The 19,886-nt window shown below is 41.0% G+C and carries 16 protein-coding genes; 8 read left to right on the top strand and 8 right to left on the bottom strand.

Annotated elements, in window-relative coordinates; all coding sequences use genetic code 11:
• Nucleotides 1-402: 402 nt before the first annotated feature.
• The 8 genes from HHO47_RS15950 to rpmH all read right to left on the bottom strand — a co-directional run bounded on the left by HHO47_RS15950 (nucleotide 403) and on the right by rpmH (nucleotide 9,120).
• Nucleotides 403-1,554, bottom strand: a complete 1,152-nt coding sequence (locus HHO47_RS15950; RefSeq protein WP_169021196.1) for an RNA-binding domain-containing protein — start codon at nucleotides 1,552-1,554, stop codon at nucleotides 403-405.
• Entirely contained in the window at nucleotides 1,533-4,160 is a 2,628-nt protein-coding gene (locus HHO47_RS15945; protein ID WP_169021195.1) for a TrlF family AAA-like ATPase, read from the bottom strand. The genes HHO47_RS15950 and HHO47_RS15945 overlap by 22 nt, the downstream gene beginning before the upstream one ends.
• A 125-nt stretch (nucleotides 4,161-4,285) precedes the next feature.
• Nucleotides 4,286-4,501, bottom strand: coding sequence for a helix-turn-helix domain-containing protein (locus tag HHO47_RS15940; protein WP_169021194.1), 216 nt, complete (start codon nucleotides 4,499-4,501; stop codon nucleotides 4,286-4,288).
• A 519-nt stretch (nucleotides 4,502-5,020) separates the two neighbouring features.
• Nucleotides 5,021-6,385, bottom strand: coding sequence for a tRNA uridine-5-carboxymethylaminomethyl(34) synthesis GTPase MnmE (mnmE, locus tag HHO47_RS15935; RefSeq protein WP_169021193.1), 1,365 nt, complete (start codon nucleotides 6,383-6,385; stop codon nucleotides 5,021-5,023).
• A 125-nt stretch (nucleotides 6,386-6,510) separates the two neighbouring features.
• Complete coding sequence (yidC, locus tag HHO47_RS15930; RefSeq protein WP_169021192.1) at nucleotides 6,511-8,142, bottom strand: membrane protein insertase YidC; 1,632 nt, start codon at nucleotides 8,140-8,142, stop codon at nucleotides 6,511-6,513.
• 8 nt (nucleotides 8,143-8,150) lie between these two features.
• Complete coding sequence (yidD, locus tag HHO47_RS15925) at nucleotides 8,151-8,426, bottom strand: membrane protein insertion efficiency factor YidD (RefSeq protein ID WP_064668255.1); 276 nt, start codon at nucleotides 8,424-8,426, stop codon at nucleotides 8,151-8,153.
• A gap of 126 nt (nucleotides 8,427-8,552) precedes the next feature.
• Entirely contained in the window at nucleotides 8,553-8,978 is a 426-nt protein-coding gene (rnpA, locus tag HHO47_RS15920; protein WP_016710423.1) for a ribonuclease P protein component, read from the bottom strand.
• A 7-nt stretch (nucleotides 8,979-8,985) separates the two neighbouring features.
• Entirely contained in the window at nucleotides 8,986-9,120 is a 135-nt protein-coding gene (gene rpmH, locus HHO47_RS15915) for a 50S ribosomal protein L34 (protein WP_004335215.1), read from the bottom strand.
• A 507-nt stretch (nucleotides 9,121-9,627) separates the two neighbouring features.
• Between rpmH and dnaA the strand changes: the two genes are divergently transcribed.
• The 8 genes from dnaA to HHO47_RS15875 all read left to right on the top strand — a co-directional run bounded on the left by dnaA (nucleotide 9,628) and on the right by HHO47_RS15875 (nucleotide 19,778).
• Nucleotides 9,628-11,019: a chromosomal replication initiator protein DnaA gene (gene dnaA, locus HHO47_RS15910; protein WP_169021191.1), complete on the top strand. Its 1,392-nt coding sequence runs from the start codon at nucleotides 9,628-9,630 to the stop codon at nucleotides 11,017-11,019.
• A 13-nt stretch (nucleotides 11,020-11,032) separates the two neighbouring features.
• Nucleotides 11,033-12,136 carry a DNA polymerase III subunit beta gene (dnaN, locus tag HHO47_RS15905; protein WP_169021190.1) on the top strand — a complete coding sequence of 368 codons (1,104 nt, stop codon included), beginning with the start codon at nucleotides 11,033-11,035 and terminating at the stop codon, nucleotides 12,134-12,136.
• 6 nt (nucleotides 12,137-12,142) lie between these two features.
• A complete protein-coding gene (gene recF / locus HHO47_RS15900) occupies nucleotides 12,143-13,237 on the top strand; it encodes a DNA replication/repair protein RecF (RefSeq protein ID WP_169021189.1) in 1,095 nt (364 codons plus the stop codon).
• Between the two features lie 12 nt (nucleotides 13,238-13,249).
• Nucleotides 13,250-15,676, top strand: a complete 2,427-nt coding sequence (gyrB, locus tag HHO47_RS15895; RefSeq protein WP_169021188.1) for a DNA topoisomerase (ATP-hydrolyzing) subunit B — start codon at nucleotides 13,250-13,252, stop codon at nucleotides 15,674-15,676.
• A 143-nt stretch (nucleotides 15,677-15,819) separates the two neighbouring features.
• The gene (gene glyQ / locus HHO47_RS15890) at nucleotides 15,820-16,719 is read left to right on the top strand and encodes a glycine--tRNA ligase subunit alpha (protein WP_169021187.1); all 900 of its coding nucleotides are present in this window, start codon (nucleotides 15,820-15,822) and stop codon (nucleotides 16,717-16,719) included.
• Between the two features lie 2 nt (nucleotides 16,720-16,721).
• A complete protein-coding gene (gene glyS, locus HHO47_RS15885; protein ID WP_169021186.1) occupies nucleotides 16,722-18,791 on the top strand; it encodes a glycine--tRNA ligase subunit beta in 2,070 nt (689 codons plus the stop codon).
• A gap of 60 nt (nucleotides 18,792-18,851) precedes the next feature.
• Nucleotides 18,852-19,301, top strand: a complete 450-nt coding sequence (locus tag HHO47_RS15880; protein WP_169021185.1) for a hypothetical protein — start codon at nucleotides 18,852-18,854, stop codon at nucleotides 19,299-19,301.
• A 147-nt stretch (nucleotides 19,302-19,448) separates the two neighbouring features.
• On the top strand, nucleotides 19,449-19,778 hold the full coding sequence (locus HHO47_RS15875) for a hypothetical protein (protein ID WP_169021184.1): 330 nt from the start codon (nucleotides 19,449-19,451) through the stop codon (nucleotides 19,776-19,778).
• Nucleotides 19,779-19,886 lie beyond the last annotated feature (108 nt).

The raw sequence follows: 19,886 nt of genomic DNA, 5'->3' as shown, positions 1-19,886 counted from the left end.
TGAATTTCATTATGACTATAAAAAAATTACCTAAATGATGCTGGCCGCATTCGGCACTGAACGTAAATTTTAGTATGATTTCTGTTGAAATACAGCGCGAACTACTTTGGTTTATATTTGTGTTGTTTATTGTGGGGTGGTCGTGTGACCCATAATGCTGCGAGTACAGTTTTTCAGGAACGTGTTACGGGCAGTGAATTCGCCCTTTTTTGATGCTCATTTCAAGCTAGTTCATATTTAAAATTATCACAGTGATCAGAGATTACAACACCTTTTTGATGCGCTCAAATCTCCATCCCTCTTCTGGCCCTGCAATTTTTCAGGGCGGATTGGGTGAGCAGTAGCCTCGACGGGCGACTCTGCGAGTCGTCCCTACCTCTTTCGAGTAGGGACGACTTATTTTTAATCCCCAAACCTTTTAATGATTACTTTAAAATTATTGCCATTTCGGTCATCAATTAATTCAATATCAGGATAGGCTTTAATTGCGCGCTTTATGCCACTGCCTAGTCCTCGATAAGGTAAAACTTTAGGGGCGAAAGACGCTAAAATTGGATTTCTAACATTTGAGTTTCCCATCTTAATATTTTCTATAGTTAAATTATTGGGCAAGTGACCAGGACTAACTATTTCAATTCTATCTGCAAATATTAAAACTTTAACTGGTGCCGATACAAAGTAATCGCGATGAATAAGCGCATTGGCAATAAGCTCTTCAAGCACTATTCGCGGAATTTCTGGTTCACCTATAGAGTTGATGCCTTGTTTATTCTGCACATGGCGAATGTTAGCCAAGACAAAACCTAGAACCTTTTGGAACACATCCGACAGTTTGCCGTTAATATCCTGGCTGTCAATATAATGCTCGTCTTCGATATCAACACCAGGAAAAGCCACCGCTTTTACAATAAAAACAGGTAAGCGTATTTGTGGTCGTGACGCAAACAACAAAGTGCCGCAGATATTGAGCTGCCTATTTTTTGCTAAATTCATATTTTCAAGCAGTTGAACGCGCGATACATCTTGGTCTTCAACTCGCTCGCTGTATTCTTTCTCGAAAAATGCGTCGAAGAACTCCTGATCAACATCAGCCGCTGAACTACTGTTCACTGGTAGCTCATCAGCATGGATTAACGCTGATGATTGAAACATTCTCAACAGCTCTTCTCGTACGCTGACTTTTGATTTGTTTGCGCTATTTTTTACCCAGACATGGAGGTTGCCATCCATATAAGGCTTGCTAATACCTTCAGGAACATCAACAACCATCACCATACCACTGGGTAAAGCAATGTTTTCCGTGGTTACGGAAAGTGGTGGTTTTACATCCTTTGCAGCGTTAGAAACGAGTTGATTGATTCGGCCCATATCATCAATGGTTAACCCTTGAATGCCGCCCTCATCAGTTACTCCAATGAACAATAAACCGCCTTTAGAATTACTGAATGCAGCTAACTCGGGCACTAAACTTTCGGCTCGCGTAATATTTTGTTTAAACTGATGCCTTGAGTCTTCACCGTTGGCAATAATGGCTAAGAGTTCTTCGGTTTCCATGCTTCATATACCTGCTTACGTTTCTCGAAGGCTTCAGCACCACCTTCCATAATACTAACAATGCGTTGCTGAACTTCAGCACAGTCAATGCTACCGTTAACTAACGCGATGTGGCCATCTTGATACTCACAAGCAATCACCTGTTCGGCATCTCCCAGCACCGGAATATTGGCGTTGTGTGTTGCGAAGATAAACTGAGTAGAAGGCTTAAGCTCTCGGATCAGTTTGATGACATCGTCATAGATGGTTTGGTTGTCCAAATCATCTTCTGGTTGGTCAATAATCACCACGTCGTTTTCTTGTTGACTCAACACAAACAGCATCAACGCCGATGCCCGCTGCCCCAGAGAATGCTGCGCTAGCGCCTTGCCGTGATACTCGATGGTAAACACATTCGGTACTTGCCAGGTTAATAAGGCTTCTAGGTTATCTTCAAAATACTGCCAGAAGGTATCAAAAGACCCGCCTAATGTGTTTTTCAGTTTTTCAACATCGCGATAGACTGATGCAAAGTCACTGTATTCATCCACCACACTTTGCAAAGTTGCTTCACGAATACGGCTCCCTCGATACAAATTTTGGATGTACTTAAGCATGGCAGCTTTGTTCTCCTTAAATTGCGGCACAATTTTAAGTGGCGAATCGACCCGATTTATCTTGCTCAGCACCTGCTCAATTGTGCGGTACTCCTCCAGCCATAAATCATTAAGCTGTGCTAATTCACGTTCTAGGGATTGATTCAAATCCGCATATTGTTGCTCGCTCTTGGCTAGCACGGCTAACATTTGCTCGGCTTGGTCTAACAAGCTTTTAAGCTGTTTAAATTCTTGCGGGCTAATCGCCTGTGCACCAGCTTGCTTGAGCTCTGTGGCCAGTTTGCGTTCAATCTCGGCAAACTCTTCCTTCAGCGCCTGCTTTTGTTGTACAAAGCCAGACAGCTTCTGCTGTAATAGAGCAACCGTATCGTGACCATTTAGTACCGTTTGCTTGATGTCATCAAAACCGGTAATCAACTGCTGATAGGTAGCAAAAAAGTCATCAAAAAATGTCTGATTTTGGGCAGATTTATACAACGCCTGATTCTTTAGCTCATCCTCAAAGCTTGCCACAAAACTATTGAGCTCAGAAAGATAATGCTTGGTACCGTGGATAATTTGCTCTGCTTTTCGTTCATCTCTATCAAAATCCACCTGTTTTTGAAGCTTGGTCTCGACACCGTATCGTTGATAAAAATCTAGTCGATGTTGAGCATCTAGCTTTTTCTGCGACCACTCTTGCTTTTGCGTTGCCGCTCGGGTGAGGCGTTTAATCTGATTAATAGCGTCCACCACTCGCTGTCGGCCTTGCTCAATTTTTTGCCGAACTGGCACTAGCGCTTCGCCAAGTAACTTTTCAATTAAATCTTTTTCAAAGCCAGCGCCCGTGCTGGAAAGGTCTTTCTGACCAAAGTAGATAGGCTGATACAACACCGTTTCACGAACAGACACGCCCGGTTGCAACTGACCGTTCACATACACATCGGGGCGCTCACCCAATATACGGCGGATCTGATAAGGCTGGCCGCGGCGGTCAATGGCATCGATGGTAATTTTGCCGCCACTACGCAGTAAGTGCTTTACAAGTCCTTCTTTGTATTCCACATCCGACGACTTATCGCCAAAAGAAATATTCAGCGCGTAGCGTACCCCTTCCAGCACGGAGGATTTGCCACTACCACGGATACCAATTAGGGTATTGAGCTCAGGCGAAAGGCAAATTTCTGTACCACCTAAAGTACCAGCCCCTTCAAAGCGAATTTTTTGAATATAGGAATGCTTATAGCTGGGCAACTCTGCGCGAACTCTGGAGGCTTTATCGCGCAGCGCAAACTTAACAGCCTCAAAGCTGAATGAACCTAGCTTCAGGTAACTGGCTTTTTTACGCTCTGCCATTTGATTTAGTTGTTTGGCATCACACCCTTGCACTTCAGCCGGATAGAGGTTACCTAACTCTTGCTGTATTTTTATCCGTTTATCATGCGTATCTACTTTTTGAAAGGCCAAGGCTCTGCGTCGTACTGTCGCGTTCTCAAATAGCTCTTTTATTCGGCCTGGAGCAAGGCTGCCCCATAAGCCATTGGGTGCTTCAACATGAGCGAATACCAAGAAATAATCCTTATTGTACCCATCCAATACCTTGACCGTTTCCAAAATGTCGTGATTCGAACGAGCATTTTCTTGTTCAAAGTTTGCTTGGCCTGCGAATGTGACGCTAAGAAAACTCTGGACGTAATTCTCAGTTTCTTTGTTATTTATCCACTCATCGGTAAATACCACCAAAGTATGCACACCTGCCTGGCCATCTTTAATGGATAGCTCAATGCCCGGCAACAAACCAATGCCTGCCCTGTTGGCTTTTTTGCGCAGCGCCTTAAATTCATTCAAATCAAACTTGTTGTGGTTGGTGATCACACCAAGGCCAATACCAGCATTAGCTAGCGCCGCGACATACTGGTTTGCATAGTTGTTCTCTTCACCATTATAGGTAAACTCTTTATCGGCGCGAGTATGGAGGTGGAAGTCTGCTTTTAACCAGTGGCTGCCATACGAAAAAATAGAGTTACTCATGTATAACCTACCTCATTTAAAGGTGTATTTATTTTTACCAGAATGTTTCTTTATGCCTGCATCGTTTATTGCTTATATAATATTAGACACAGTGTATTGTATCTAGAAAGATTCAACTCAAAGGTCTATGCTAAATTATGAGTTTTTACTTGCTCTAAAAGCTCCTGAAGTTCGCAGTCAAATAAAAGGCAAAGCTTATCTATAGCCACTAGATCTACCTTCTGAGCTGTTTCACGGTAAAGTAGAGTAATAGTATTTCTACTCAACCCTGTTTCTCTGGCAACGTCTGCAATTCGCATTTTGTGTTCGCCCATTAGTCTTGCGAGGTGACACTTGATCACTGTTTGCTCCAAACAAATGTGTTTACTGTCACTAGAATAACACTCAACACTTAAGAAGCAATTTTTTAAGTTGAAATAACAAAATTAGACATTAAGCCCTAAACCACTCCTTTCAAGCCCTGTAAAGCCATAAATCGGAATCTTTCAAGCCGAGATCCCTTATTTCGTAACCCTCTTGGCGATTTCTAGCTTGACTGGCTTTTCAAATAAAGTGGGATAGAGGGAAGGTTAATAAAATTATATTTATTTGTTTTTATTATACTTTTTCAGTTTACCTAATCGAATATTCTTTATTGAAATGGATTTGGTAGGGGATTATCGCCTCTTTTCGTTTGCGATCTATAATAACTTCCTCTTTGGTGGACCAATAGTGGCCCACATCAAAGAAGTAGGTGGGCCGTTCAAGACCCATATTATGTAACTAAAGGAAACTATTGTAAGATTGAGTTGTTATTAAGTTAATGAATAAATTAGTTATTTTAACTTTATTTGGATGTTTATTTCCTTTGGTTTCCCTTGTTATTTCCCGATACAGAATGAGCTGAATATTTTGCCTAATAGATCGTCTGAGGTAAATTCACCGGTGATCTCGTTTAAGTAGTTTTGTGTTAAACGCAGTTCTTCAGCTAGGATCTCACCGGCAATATGCATCTCTAATTGATCTTTACCTGTTTGTAAATGATGAGCTGCGCTATCGAGTGCATCTAAGTGACGACGACGGGCCATAAAGCCGCCTTCGGTAGCTCCCTGGAAACCTATACATGCCTTTAAGTGAGTACGAACTAACTCTATACCATCAGCATTTTTAGCACTTAATCTGATCACTGGATATTGTTGTTCTTCTGCCATACCAACCGCATCGCCGGATAAATCGGCTTTATTTCGGATCACGGTCACGCCCATACCGGCAGGTAGTTTGGCCATAAACTCTGGCCAAATAGCATGTGGATCAGTGTCTTTGGTATCAGTGCCATCAAGCATAAACAACACGCGATCGGCTTGCTTTATTTCATCCCATGCGCGTTCAATGCCTATTTGCTCAACGCGGTCTGGGCTTTCGCGCAGGCCTGCAGTATCTATAATATGTAGCGGCATGCCATCAATGTGAATGTGTTCTCGTAGTACGTCACGGGTGGTGCCGGCAATTTCAGTAACAATAGCGGCTTCACGTCCTGCAAGTGCATTGAGTAAGCTAGATTTTCCTGCGTTAGGACGCCCAGCAATCACCACACGCATACCTTCGCGCATAATGCTGCCTTGTTTTGCTTGATTGGTCACATTGCTTAGCTGGGTGATAATGGCATTTAGATCACCAGAGACTTTACCGTCAGATAAAAAGTCAATTTCCTCATCGGGAAAATCAATGGCCGCTTCAACGTACATACGTAAGTGAATGACTTTTTCAACTAAGGTATCAATATGCTTAGAGAACTCGCCTTGCAGTGATTGTAAGGCGCTTTTGGCTGCTTGTTCTGAAGTGGCATTAATTAAGTCAGCAATTGCTTCTGCTTGGGTTAAATCCATTTTGTCGTTCATAAAGGCACGCTCAGAAAACTCGCCTGGCTTTGCTAATCGCACACCGTTAATTTGGCTAATTTCTTTAAGTAGCATATCCAGTACTACAGGACCGCCGTGGCCTTGTAGTTCAAGTACATCTTCGCCAGTGAAGGAGTTTGGTCCGGCAAAATAAATAGCAATACCTTGATCAAGTTGCTCGCCAGCAAGACTGTTAAATGGCACGTAATCGGCGTAACGCACCTTGGGGCAACGACCAATAATCTGTTCGGCAACGGTTTTTACTAAACTGCCAGAAACGCGAATAATACCAACGCCACCACGACCAGGGGCGGTTGCTTGTGCTGCAATTGTGTCTTGATTGATCATGCTAGTAGTTTGCCAACTTAAATTGTAATGGTATGGGCGTATTGTAACCTATGCTGTTATGGCTGGCGAATAGCGGGCAATAAAAAGGCGACCAATGGTCGCCTTAATTTAAGTAACTGAGCAAATTAGCCCCTGACTTTTATTCCTTTCTTTTCCATACCGCGATAGATGATCAGCATCTGTGCGATAGAGATAAGGTTTGATACTAGCCAGTAAAGTACTAGACCAGATGGGAACCAAAGGAAGAACACTGAGAAGATAACCGGCATAAAGGTCATCATCTTTTGTTGCATTGGATCAGTTACCGTCATTGGTTGTAGCTTTTGCGTAATAAACATACTGGCACCAAATAAGATTGGTAGTACGTAGTATGGGTCTTTCGCAGATAGGTCAGTTAACCAAAAAATAAATTCAGCATGACGCAGTTCTGTTGATTCTAAGAATACATAAAATAGCGCTAAGAAAATTGGCATTTGCAGCAAAATAGGGAAACAACCACCCATAGGGTTTACTTTCTCTTTGCGGTACATTTCCATGGTTGCTTGGCCGAATTTTTGACGGTCATCACCAAACTTTTCTTTTAATGCAGCCATTTTAGGCTGTAGGGCACGCATCTTCGCCATTGACGTATATTGTGCTTTGGTGAGTGGGTACATTGCTGATTTAACAATCACAGTAATGGCGATGATTGCCACACCCCAGTTACCTAGTATGCTATGTAGCCATTTTAATAGTATAAATAACGGCTGTGAGATAAACCATAACCAACCGTAATCGACAGTTAAATCTAAGTTCGGATGAATAGCTTCAAGTATATCCGACTCTTTAGGGCCCATATAGTAAGTTGCACCAAGTGTTGCTTGTTGGTTCGCTTGTACATTTATCGGCTCACCTTTAGCACCAATAATTGCTGCGTTGCCTTTAGCAATTAAGCTGTAAAGGGTATTTTGCTGTTCTTGCGAAGGAACCCACGCACTTACAAAGTAGTGCTGAATAAAAGCAACATAACCACCTTGGGTATTAATGCTTAGGTTTTTGTCTGCCATGTCAGAAAAGCTGTATTTTTCGTACTTTTCCTCAGCAGAACCATAGGCAGCACCTAAGTAGTTTTGGTCAACTAAGCTGCCTTTATCTTGTACTGTGCGTTTTACTTGCGTATATAGCTGTACTTGAATTGGCTCTGCGGTGGTGTTATTTACTGTGTATTCTAAGCCAACATCGTATTGACCTTTTTTGAATACATACGTTTTAGTAAAACTAACACCTTTGCTATCAGTAAATGTAAGTGGTACGCGAAGTTCGTCACCTGTTAAAGCAAATGTTTTTTGCTTAGTGTGATAAATAGGGCGTGCACCAGGCTTATCTGGGCCATTTAAGCCTATTAAACCACTCTGAGAGAAGTATTGTTTACCATCAAACTCTCCAAGTAACATATAAGGCGTTGTGCTACCTTTTGTTTCTTCGTATTGCAGTAAGTCAGTTTCAACAATATCACCACCACGGGTGTCAATTTTAACTTTGAATACGTCAGTCGTAATTTCAATAACTGAACGTTTCGCGGTTGTTGCTGCAGTTGGTAATTCACCATCTGTTGATGATGGAACATAATCATCAGAGTCAGGGGAATTAGTTTGTAGTGTTTGTGTGTTGGCACTAGGATCGACTTTTGGTGCATTGTAGTCATTATTCCACTCTTGGAATAATAAAAACGATACAAGCATCAGGCCGATGAATAAAAACGTGCGTTGCGATTCCATAACAGCTCTTATTTCTCGTGTTGGTGGTTAATATGGGTTAATTTTTCAGGTACGGGATCATCCCCACCTGAATGTAAAGGATGACATTTTAATATGCGTTTTACCGCTAACCAACTCCCTTTTACAGATCCATGCAAATTAATTGCTTGAATAGCATAACTAGAGCAGGTTGGATTAAATCGACAATGCGGACCTAACAGCGGACTAATCCACTTTTGATAACCACGAATTAATAACACTAAACAGCGCTTAGGAAAAGCAACAAGTGGTTTAAGTAACCTCATGGTGTTCAAGCCTCTGCGTAATATTTAGTGAATGGATACCATGAATTTAAATGCCCAAAATGGAATTTTAAATGCATGATTAAAAGGTGAGCTAAAGATACCTTAATTAACCCTATAATTCTATTGCTATTGGCTCTGTTTATTGGATTTAGCCGATTTGTTGGGGCGTTTTTTAAACGGCGGTGGTTTTGGTGCACCTGGTTTACAGCGTTCGTTAATCTTGCGCCATAATTTAGTGAGTTGTTTAGTTAGCTCTTCATTTGACTGTTCATCAATACCACTTTTAACCATCAGCACAATATCGATATTATCAATAGTGTGTTGGTTTAAACGAAAACTTTCGCGAGCAAGACGTTTAATACGGTTTCGTTGGCAAGCTTTTTTAACCCGTTTTTTAGCGACAGTGAGTCCTAAGCGAGGTTTTGCTTGGTCATTGGGTTTTGCTAATAAGGTAAAGAAAGGAGTTGCGGCCCGAGCGGGTTCATTAAAGATGCGAGAATAATGCGAGGGAGTTAACAGACGTAACTCCCTGCCAAAGTTAAAGTCTTCCACTTATATATTAAGCAGAAAGAACTTTACGGCCTTTAGCGCGGCGACGAGCTAATACTTTACGGCCATTTACAGTTGCCATGCGAGCACGGAAACCGTGTGCACGTTTGCGTTTTAAAACGCTAGGTTGAAAAGTTCTTTTCATAACAATTCCATCCGATCGGTTAAAGGTTAAAACATCCTATGCAGGTCGCGATCCTGGCACAGGTGCCATTGCGAGCGCGAGATATTATCGATGAAGTGCCTTAAAGTCAACCATAATCGCATTTATAATAGAGGGGCGATAATAGATCTGTTGGCAGGATCTGCTAGGATCCTTATATTAAAGAAGTTTTCCACAGGCTCTGTATAAAAAGTGCATAAAAGCTTGGGGTAAGTAAAATAGATCACATAATTTGATCGCGATCCAAGCCCTTTTTTGCTATGATCATAGTTTGAAGTTAAAAATAATTATTATTAAAAATCAATATCTTGGTTGTTTTTTTTAGCTAGATCATATTTTTCAAAAAAATCAATCTTGTACTTGTGGATAAAGTGCATTCATAATACTCGGTCTTGGGTTAATAAATTGCCTAAATAATAGTAATAAATGTATGATTTTCGGCCACTAAAGATGACCGAGAATAAATACTAAGTCTTTGGGAGTTTAACTGTGTATCTGTCGGTTTGGCAAAGTTGTTTATATGTATTGCAAGATGAGCTGCCTTCGCAGCAGTTCAGTATGTGGGTAAGACCACTACAAGCAGAAAGTACCGAAGATACCCTGACGATTTATGCGCCTAATCGCTTTGTGCTTGATTGGGTAAGAGAAAAGTACTTAAACCGCATTAATGAATTACTGGTTGAGATTTGTAAGGATGAAGCGCCAGAGTTACGCTTTGATGTAGGTAGCAAGCCAATCCACAATGCGCAAGTGATCACGCCTGCAACAACTAGCTCTGCGACCCCAATGAATCAGCCGGCAGCAAAGCAGCAACCAAAAGCAGCTAAAGCTGTGGTTGAGCCTGCACCTAAGTCTGGTTATAAATCAAACATTAAAGAAAACTATACCTTTGATAGTTTTGTTGAAGGTAAATCTAACCAGTTAGCAAAAGCTGCTGCGACGCAAGTTGCGGATAACCCGGGTGCTGCCTTTAACCCGGTATTTATATATGGTGGAACGGGTTTAGGTAAAACGCATTTATTACATGCAGTTGGCAATGGCATTATGGCAAATAAGCCAGATGCAAAAATTGTTTATATGCACTCAGAGCGTTTTGTGCAAGATATGGTTAAAGCCCTACAAAATAACGCTATCGAGGAGTTTAAACGTTATTACCGCAGTGTTGATGCTTTAATGATCGATGATATTCAATTTTTTGCTAACAAAGAACGCTCTCAAGAAGAATTCTTTCATACTTTCAATGCATTACTTGAAGGTAACCAACAAATCATTTTAACCTCAGATCGTTATCCAAAAGAGATAGAAGGGGTTGAAGATCGCCTTAAATCACGTTTTGGTTGGGGTTTAACCATTGCGATTGAGCCACCAGAGCTTGAAACGCGAGTGGCTATTTTGATGAAAAAAGCCCAGCAGAGTAAAATTAATTTACCTCACGAAGTGGCCTTTTTTATCGCTAAAAAATTACGTTCAAATGTGCGTGAGTTAGAGGGTGCGCTTAATCGTGTAATTGCCAATGCAAACTTTACTGGTCGGCCAATTTCGATCGACTTTGTAAAAGAAGCACTGCGTGATTTACTGGCTTTACAGGATAAACTGGTCACGATAGACAATATTCAACGTACGGTTGCTGAATATTATCGTATTCGCGTATCAGATCTGCTATCTAAGCGCCGTAGCCGCTCTATCGCAAGGCCTCGCCAAGTTGCTATGGCATTGTCTAAAGAGCTCACCAATCATAGTTTACCTGAGATTGGAGATGCCTTTGGTGGTCGCGACCACACCACTGTATTACATGCGTGCAGAAAGATTAAATCACTACGTGATGAAAGCCACGAAGTGAAAGAAGATTACCAAAACCTAATAAGAACATTGTCATCTTAGGGCTGACTTTATTATGCAAATAACTATATCAAGAGAACAGTTTTTAAAACCTTTGGTGCAAGTATCTGGTGCAATTGAGCGCAAACATACCTTGCCAATTTTATCTAACGTTTTGTTAGAGGTTGAAAATGGCGAACTTTCAATGACTGGCACAGACCTTGAAATTGAACTTGTCGCAAAGGTTTTTGTTGGCGATGATACCGCTGATGCAAAATTGACTTTGCCAGCTAAAAAATTACTCGATATTTGTAAAAGTCTGCCAGACGGTTCAGATTTAACATTGAGCAGTCAAGATCACCAACTATTACTGACCAGTGGAAAAAGCCGCTTTTCATTAACGACACTCGCTGCGGAAGATTTTCCTAATCTTGAGCGGTGGGATGGTGAAGTTGAATTTCAACTAACGCGCTTAGAGCTGCGAAAGTTACTTGAAAGCACCCACTTTTCGATGGCCAATCAAGATGTACGCTATTACTTAAATGGTATGTCGTTTGAAGTAGATAATGCTGATATAAAAACAGTGGCCACTGATGGTCACCGTTTAGCTATTGCGCAAAAGCAATTACCGCAATCGTTAAATACTCAGCGTCAGCTAATTATTCCACGCAAAGGCGTGCAAGAAATTATGCGACTTATGGTTGCTGATGATGAATTGGTAACCATTCAATTTGGTGCAAATCATATTCGTATTTTAGATACAGAGTTTACTTTTACTAGTAAATTAGTTGATGGGCGTTTTCCTGATTACCGCCGAGTATTGCCACGCGGTGGCGACAAAGTAATTACCGCAAACCGTGAGTGGTTACGTAGTGCTTTTCAACGTGTCTCTATTTTATCGAACGAAAAGTTTAGAGGGGTTCGACTAAACCTTTCTGAAGGTTTGCTAAAAATAACTGCAAACAACCCAGAGCAAGAGCAGGCTGAAGAAGTGGTTGAGGTAAATTATCAAGGTGATGACTTAGAAATTGGTTTTAACGTTTCTTATGTACTTGATGTATTGAACACACTTAAAACGGAAGACGTTTTATTTACGCTTGCTGATTCGAATAGTAGCGCACTGATAGAAGGTGCTGGCGATGAAGAAGCCATGTACGTTGTTATGCCAATGCGCTTATAAGGCACTATGAGTTTAAGTCATTTGAGCCTCAATAATTTTCGTAATATTGAGGCACTCACTGTAGAACCAGTGAATGGTATTAACATAATTTATGGTGAAAATGGCAGTGGAAAAACCAGCCTTTTAGAGGCTATTTATTACCTTTCTCATGGCAAGTCTTTTCGTACGCCAAAGCACAAAAGTATCATTACGCACTATAAAGAAAAATTTACCATTCATGGTCGTAAATCACTTTATAACTTATCAATTCCAATTGGTATTAGTAAGACTTTAAGTGGTGAGACAGAATTAAAAATACAGGGTAAGTCTAGTCGTCGAGTGTCTGAACTTGCCCAATTAATGCCAGTACAAGTGATCACCCCTGAAAGCTATTCGTTGTTTTTTGGTGGACCAAAAGAACGCCGAAAATTTTTAGATTTAGGATTGTTCCACGTGGAACAAGACTTTTTTTATTTGTGGCAATCATTCAATAAAGTATTAAAGCAACGTAATGCATTATTGAAAAGTAAGCCTAAGAATTATTTTGATCAAATCAAGTTTTGGGATAAAGAATTTGTTAGACTGGCTGACCAAATAAATAATTTACGAATTGCGTATATAAGTAGGTTTAAGCAGCAATTTTTTGATAAAATGTGTGCAGATTTAACGCTTATACGCGATTTAGAAATAAGTTTTTATGCTGGTTGGAAAGAGAATGAATCTCTAGCCGATGCTCTCGAACAAAGCTTTGAGCGTGATAGTCGCCAAGGTTTTACAAATAAAGGGCCGCATAAAGCTGATTTCGGTTTTAGTGTCGCTGGCAGCAGTGTGGAAAACACCTTTTCACGCGGTCAATTGAAACTATTGCTTTATGCGTTAAAAGTAACGCAAAATAGTTTGATTGAGTCAGAGACAGAAAAGCAATCAATATTGCTAATAGATGATCTACCTTCAGAGTTAGGGGAAGATACGAAAGAGAAAGTAGGACAATTATTGTCGCACTGTAGCTCTCAAATATTTATCTCTACAATTCAATCTGAAAGTATTTCTGCTGTGGTGGAACCCATGCAACGAGAACTACAAATGTTCCACGTGAAACATGGCAACCTAATAACAAGATAAGTGGGATTAACCATGTCTGAGAATTACGATTCGTCGAGTATTAAAGTACTAAAAGGATTAGACGCAGTAAGAAAGCGTCCTGGAATGTATATAGGGGACACCGATGATGGCACAGGCTTACACCATATGGTGTTTGAGGTCGTTGATAACTCTATCGATGAAGCCTTAGCAGGTCATTGTGATGATATTTATGTCACAATTCATTTAGATGGTTCTGTCTCTGTTCGAGATAACGGCCGTGGTATTCCAACTTCAATTCATGAAGAAGAGGGGGTGTCAGCTGCTGAAGTAATTATGACAGTACTACATGCTGGTGGTAAGTTTGATGATAATTCATATAAAGTATCAGGTGGCTTACACGGTGTTGGTGTTTCAGTAGTAAATGCACTTTCAGAAAAATTAAAGCTAACAGTTCGTCGTGAAGGCAAGTTACATGAGCAGTTTTACACTATGGGTGTTCCTGATGCGCCACTAGCTGTAATTGGCGAATCAGAAACCACTGGTACTGAATTACGTTTTTGGCCAAGTGCTGAAACTTTTACTAACTTAGATTTCCATTATGATATTTTAGCTAAACGTTTACGTGAATTATCATTCTTGAATTCTGGTGTGAGCATCATCCTAACGGATGAGCGAGAAGAAAATAAATCAGATCACTTCAAATACGAAGGGGGTATTCAAGCATTTGTTGAGTATCTAAATCGTAATAAAAATCCAATACATAAAGGTGTATTCCACTTTACTCACGAACGTGAAGAAGATGGTATTAGCGTTGAAGTATCAATGCAGTGGAATGATGCTTACCAAGAAAATATTTACTGTTTTACAAACAACATTCCACAACGTGATGGCGGTACTCACTTAGCCGGTTTTAGATCTGCGTTAACTCGTACACTTAATAACTATATGGAAAAAGAAGGCTTTAATAAAAAAGCGAAAACAACCAGTAATGCAACAGGTGATGATGCCCGTGAAGGCTTAACTGCAGTTGTTAGTGTTAAAGTCCCTGATCCTAAGTTCTCTTCACAAACCAAAGATAAGCTAGTTTCAAGTGAAGTTAAATCAGCTGTAGAGCAAGCAATGGCTGAGAAATTCACTGAATTCTTATTAGAAAACCCAGTAGATGCAAAAATAGTTGTTGGTAAAATCATTGATGCTTCTCGTGCTCGTGAAGCGGCGCGTAAAGCCCGTGAAATGACTCGTCGTAAAGGCGCAATGGATTTAGCTGGTTTACCTGGTAAATTAGCAGATTGCCAAGAAAAAGATCCAGCCCTGTCTGAACTATACATAGTGGAAGGGGACTCTGCTGGCGGATCAGCCAAGCAGGGTCGTAATCGTAAGAATCAAGCGATTCTACCGCTTAAAGGTAAAATACTAAACGTAGAAAAAGCGCGTTTTGATAAGATGTTATCTTCACAAGAAGTTGCCACGTTAATTACAGCCCTTGGTTGTGGTATTGGTCGCGATGAGTATAACCCTGAAAAATTACGTTATCATCGCATCATTATCATGACCGATGCTGACGTCGATGGTTCGCACATTCGTACGTTACTATTGACCTTTTTCTACCGTCAAATGCCAGAAATCGTTGAACGTGGTTATATCTATATTGCTCAACCACCACTTTATAAAGTGAAAAAAGGTAAACAAGAGCGCTATATTAAAGATGATCCAGCACTTGTCGAATACCTAACTTCATTAGCATTAAATGGTGCCGCACTTTATACCGGTACTGATGCACCTGCACTTGAAGGCGAAGCTTTAGAGGCTATCGTTCATGATTATCAAAACACAGTTAAAGTTATTGAGCGCTTAAAACGTAAATATCCTAACACGGTTATGAATCGTTTGATTTATCAAAGCGAGCTTAAAACAGAGCATCTCGCTGATGAAGAAAAAGTAATTGCATGGACGAAAGAGCTTGTTGATGACTTAATTGAGCGTGACGAAGATGCAACAATATTCCATGCGGGTACTGAGCACGATACAGAGCGTAACTTATACTATCCGGTTGTGAATATTCGTCAGCATGGTGTGGATAAAGCACACATACTTCATTATGATTTTATAGCTTCAAAAGATTATCAACGTATTGCTGTAACTGGTAAAAACATCGCTAATGTCCTTCAAGAGGGGGCATATATTCAACGCGGTGAAAAAACAAAAGCTGTTGATAACTTTGTGGATGCATTGGAATGGTTGATCGCAGAATCTAAGCGTGGGTTATATATCCAGCGCTATAAAGGACTAGGTGAGATGAATCCAAGTCAGCTGTGGGAAACTACCATGGATCCTTCAGCGCGTCGTATGTTGCAAGTAACCATTGAAGACGCCGTTGGTGCTGATCAATTGTTTGCAACATTGATGGGCGATCAAGTAGAGCCGCGTCGTGACTTCATCGAAACGAACGCACTACGTGTAGTTAATCTCGATGTGTAATTGCTAGTAATAGTTTTGAAAGGGAGCCCAAAGGCTCCTTTTTTATTGGCTGCAATTGCACAAACTGCTTAAAACATGACTACGCACAAGGTATACTGAGGGTAATTTTCACGCTACATCACAGCAGATACTAAAAGCCAAATATGCAAAAATATGACGTTAAAACCTTTCAAGGTTTGATCCTGGCTTTACAGGATTACTGGGCACAGCAAGGCTGTGTCATCATTCAGCCACTTGATATGGAAGTTGGCGCAGGTACATTCCACCCACAAACATTCTTAAAGTCTATTGGTCCTGAGCCAATGTCGAGTGCATACGTACAACCATGTCGTCGTCCTACCGATGGCCGTTATGGTGAGAATCCAAACCGCCTGCAACATTACTACCAGTTCCAAGTAGTGTTAAAACCATCACCAGAGAACATCCAAGAGCTTTACTTAGGCTCTTTAGCCGCTGTAGGTATAGATACGCTAACTGATGAGGTGCGTTTCGTAGAAGACAACTGGGAATCACCTACATTAGGTGCGTGGGGTCTAGGTTGGGAAATTTGGTTAAATGGTATGGAAGTAACGCAGTTTACTTACTTTCAACAGGTAGGCGGCATTGAGTGCTCACCCGTGACCGGTGAAATTACTTACGGCCTTGAACGTTTAGCTATGTACATACAAGGCGTAGACAGTATTTATGACCTTGTTTGGGCTGACGGTCCGATGGGGCGCGTTACCTATGGTGACGTTTTTCACCAAAACGAAGTAGAGCAATCGAAATACAACTTTGAGCACGCTAACGTTGAAGACTTGTTTGCACAGTTTGATAAATATGAAGCGCAAAGCCAAAAGCTCATTGAAGCGAACTTACCATTGCCGGCCTATGAGCAAGTGATGAAAGCCTCGCATGCATTTAACTTACTTGATGCGCGTCACGCGATCTCAGTGACTGAACGCCAACGTTATATTTTACGTGTTCGTGCCTTATCTAAAGCATGTGCACAAAGTTATTATGATGCTCGCGAAGCGCTTGGCTTCCCGCTTTGTAAGGATTAAGCATGTCAGCACAAAATTTATTAGTAGAAATTGGAACCGAAGAGTTGCCACCAAAAGCACTGCGAAAACTTGCAGAGGCATTTGCTGAAAACCTAGCAGCAGAACTTGAAAGCTTAGAGCTTTCTCATCAAGGTGTAAGTTGGTATGCATCACCACGTCGTTTAGGCTTACAAGTAAAAGCGCTTGAAGCCAAACAACAAGATAAAGAAGTTGAGAAACGTGGGCCTGCAACAAAAGCTGCATTTGACAGTGAAGGCAATCCAACTAAAGCGGCCATGGGTTGGGCGCGCGGTTGTGGTATTGATGTTAAAGACGCACAAACTCTTGAAACAGATAAAGGTGCGTGGTTGTTACACATTGCTAAAGTAGCAGGTAAAGAAACCACTGCTTTGCTAAATGACGTGGTGAATAAAGCGTTAGCAAAATTGCCTATTCCAAAGCCAATGCGTTGGGGCGCGAATAAAACACAATTTATTCGTCCTGTTCATACAGCAACAATTTTGTTTGGCGATAAACTTATTGAAGGCGAGGTACTTGGTAAAGCGATAAGTAATCAGCTTCAAGGGCATCGTTTTCATCACCCAGAAAGAATTAGCATTAACCATGCTGATGAAGTTTTTGACGTACTTAAATCTGCACACGTTGTTGCCGATTACGAGGAACGTAAAGCACAAATTCGCAGCCAAATTGAAACTGCCGCAAAAGCAGTAAACGCTGTGGTTGCCATGGATGAAGATTTACTAGAAGAAGTAACCTCTTTAGTTGAATGGCCAGTTACCCTAACAGCAACTTTCGAAGAAGCGTTTTTAGATGTACCAGCAGAAGCGCTGATCTACACCATGAAAGACGACCAAAAATACTTCCCGTTACTTGATCAAGATGGCAAGCTACTTAATAAGTTTTTGTTCGTTTCAAACATCGAAAGTAAAAAACCAAGTGTAGTTATCGCTGGTAACGAAAAAGTTGTACGTCCACGCTTAGCGGATGCGCAGTTCTTCTTTGAAACAGACAAAAAGAAAACCCTAGAAAGCCGTTTAGAGTCACTAGATAGCGTATTGTTCCAAAAGCAGCTGGGTACATTAAAACATAAATCTGAACGTATCAGTGGGCTAGCAGGTTACATTGCAGAGCAACTCGGTGCAGATAAAGCACTGGCAGAGCGTGCCGGCTTACTAAGTAAAACAGACTTAATGACCGAGATGGTAATGGAGTTTACCGACGTACAAGGTGTTATGGGCATGCATTACGCACGCCATGACGGTGAAGCTGAAGATGTAGCCATGGCACAAAATGAGCAATACATGCCACGCTTTGCAGGTGACAGCTTACCAACAAACTTGATCAGTTGTGCGGTTGCTATCGCAGATAAGTTTGACACGCTCGTAGGTATATTCGGAATTGGCCAAGCACCAAAAGGCGATAAAGACCCGTTTGCACTTCGTCGTGCTGCGATTGGTGCGTTGCGTATCATGGTAGAAAAAGAGCTGCCATTAGATATCCTAGACCTTGTTGCTAAATCACAAAGCTTATTTGGCGAAAAGCTAACTAACCTAAATGTATCTGCCGATGTGTTTGAGTTTATGCTAGGGCGTTTCCGCGCTTGGTACCAAGACGAAGGCATTCAAGTAGACGTTATTCAAGCTGTGCTTGCACGTCGCCCGACTAAGCCTGTTGATTTTGACCGCCGAGTTAAAGCGGTAAGTCACTTCCGTACATTAGACGCTGCAGAAGCACTTGCAGCAGCGAATAAGCGCGTAAGTAACATATTGGCTAAGAATGACATTACAAGCCAAGGTAAGGTCGATGAGAGCTTACTAAGTGATGATGCAGAAAAAGTACTTGCTTCACAGGTTGCTAAGTTCGCAACTGATCTTGCCCCATTATATGCCGCAGGCGATTACCAAGAAGCATTAGCGCAATTAGCGGGTATCCGCGAAAGTGTTGATAACTTCTTTGATAATGTGATGGTAATGGCGGACGATGAAGCCGTGAAACAAAACCGTTTAGCATTACTCAGCCAATTAAGTGGCTTATTTTTAGATATTGCTGATATTTCTGTACTACAGAAGTAAGTTCAGCTTAGCTTAAAAAGCCAGCAGCTATGCTGGCTTTTTTGTATAAGAGGTTAACCTATGAAACGTATTTTAACGCTTGCGGTAGTTAGCTTATTAACCGCATGTTCGAGCCAAATACAAATGCCTGATATTAGCGATGTACTACCAAGTAAAGAGCTTGACCGTACTATGTACTTACGCGGTGACTTCACCTTATGGGACGCAGAGCCACAATATCAGTTTGAGCAAGTTGCCCCCGCGATTTACCAAGCCAATGTGAAGTTTTCAACACCGGGTAAAGTCTACGAATTTAAAATCGCCGACGCCGACTTTAGCGAAGGCTACAATTGTGGTTATAGCGAAGCCGCACCCGCAGGACAATCATTAATACTCGGCCAAGCCGCCACCGCCGATTGTAATACCATCTATAATTACTTTAGCTTCACCCCAGCAATCAAAGGCAGCTACATCGTCAGCATCGACTATCGTAATTACAATGAACCAAAAGTGACGATAACGAAGAAGTGAGAGCTGTAAGCTATAAGCCGTCAGCTTTCAGTTGCCCGAGTGAATTTATAGATGAGTTATAAGAGGGCTAGTGTTTTTATTTTAGGGAAGTAATGAATTATTGTTAACGAGCAACATTGATTGCTATTAATTTAAAAGGATTTTGGAATGATTAAATTAAAAAAAATAGAGCGTGAAAAAGAAGATAAAAACAAAGAAATCATTATTGGTTGGGCTAAAAAAGCGACCCGGGTAAATGAAGGTAAGTTTGATAACACAATATTAAAAGTAGTATCGAGTGCCATTGCTGCTTTTTATGACACAAATGAAGAGGCTCCATCGTATTATTTGTCTGATTTAATTGAGAAGGTATTAATAGATTATATACATAAAAAGCTTCAATGTTGTTGCTTTCAGCAACTTAATCGGGATATTAAAGATAAATTCGAAAACTTAGAAAAAGAGATTGTTAGTTATTGTTCATACCTTAGTTCTTAAGGAACGTTGATCGCGTAACTTCCTATTTTAAAACGGCAAATGTCACTTTCTTTTTCAATGGATTGACGCTTACAATTTACCGCTAGTAGCTTTAGTACACGGTGTATC

This window comes from Pseudoalteromonas arctica, assembly GCF_012927645.1.
In the GTDB taxonomy this organism is placed as follows: Bacteria; Pseudomonadota; Gammaproteobacteria; order Enterobacterales; family Alteromonadaceae; genus Pseudoalteromonas; species Pseudoalteromonas arctica_A.
The sequence above is the reverse complement of the archived record's forward strand: the minus strand, read 5'-3'. Positions and strand labels throughout refer to the sequence as shown.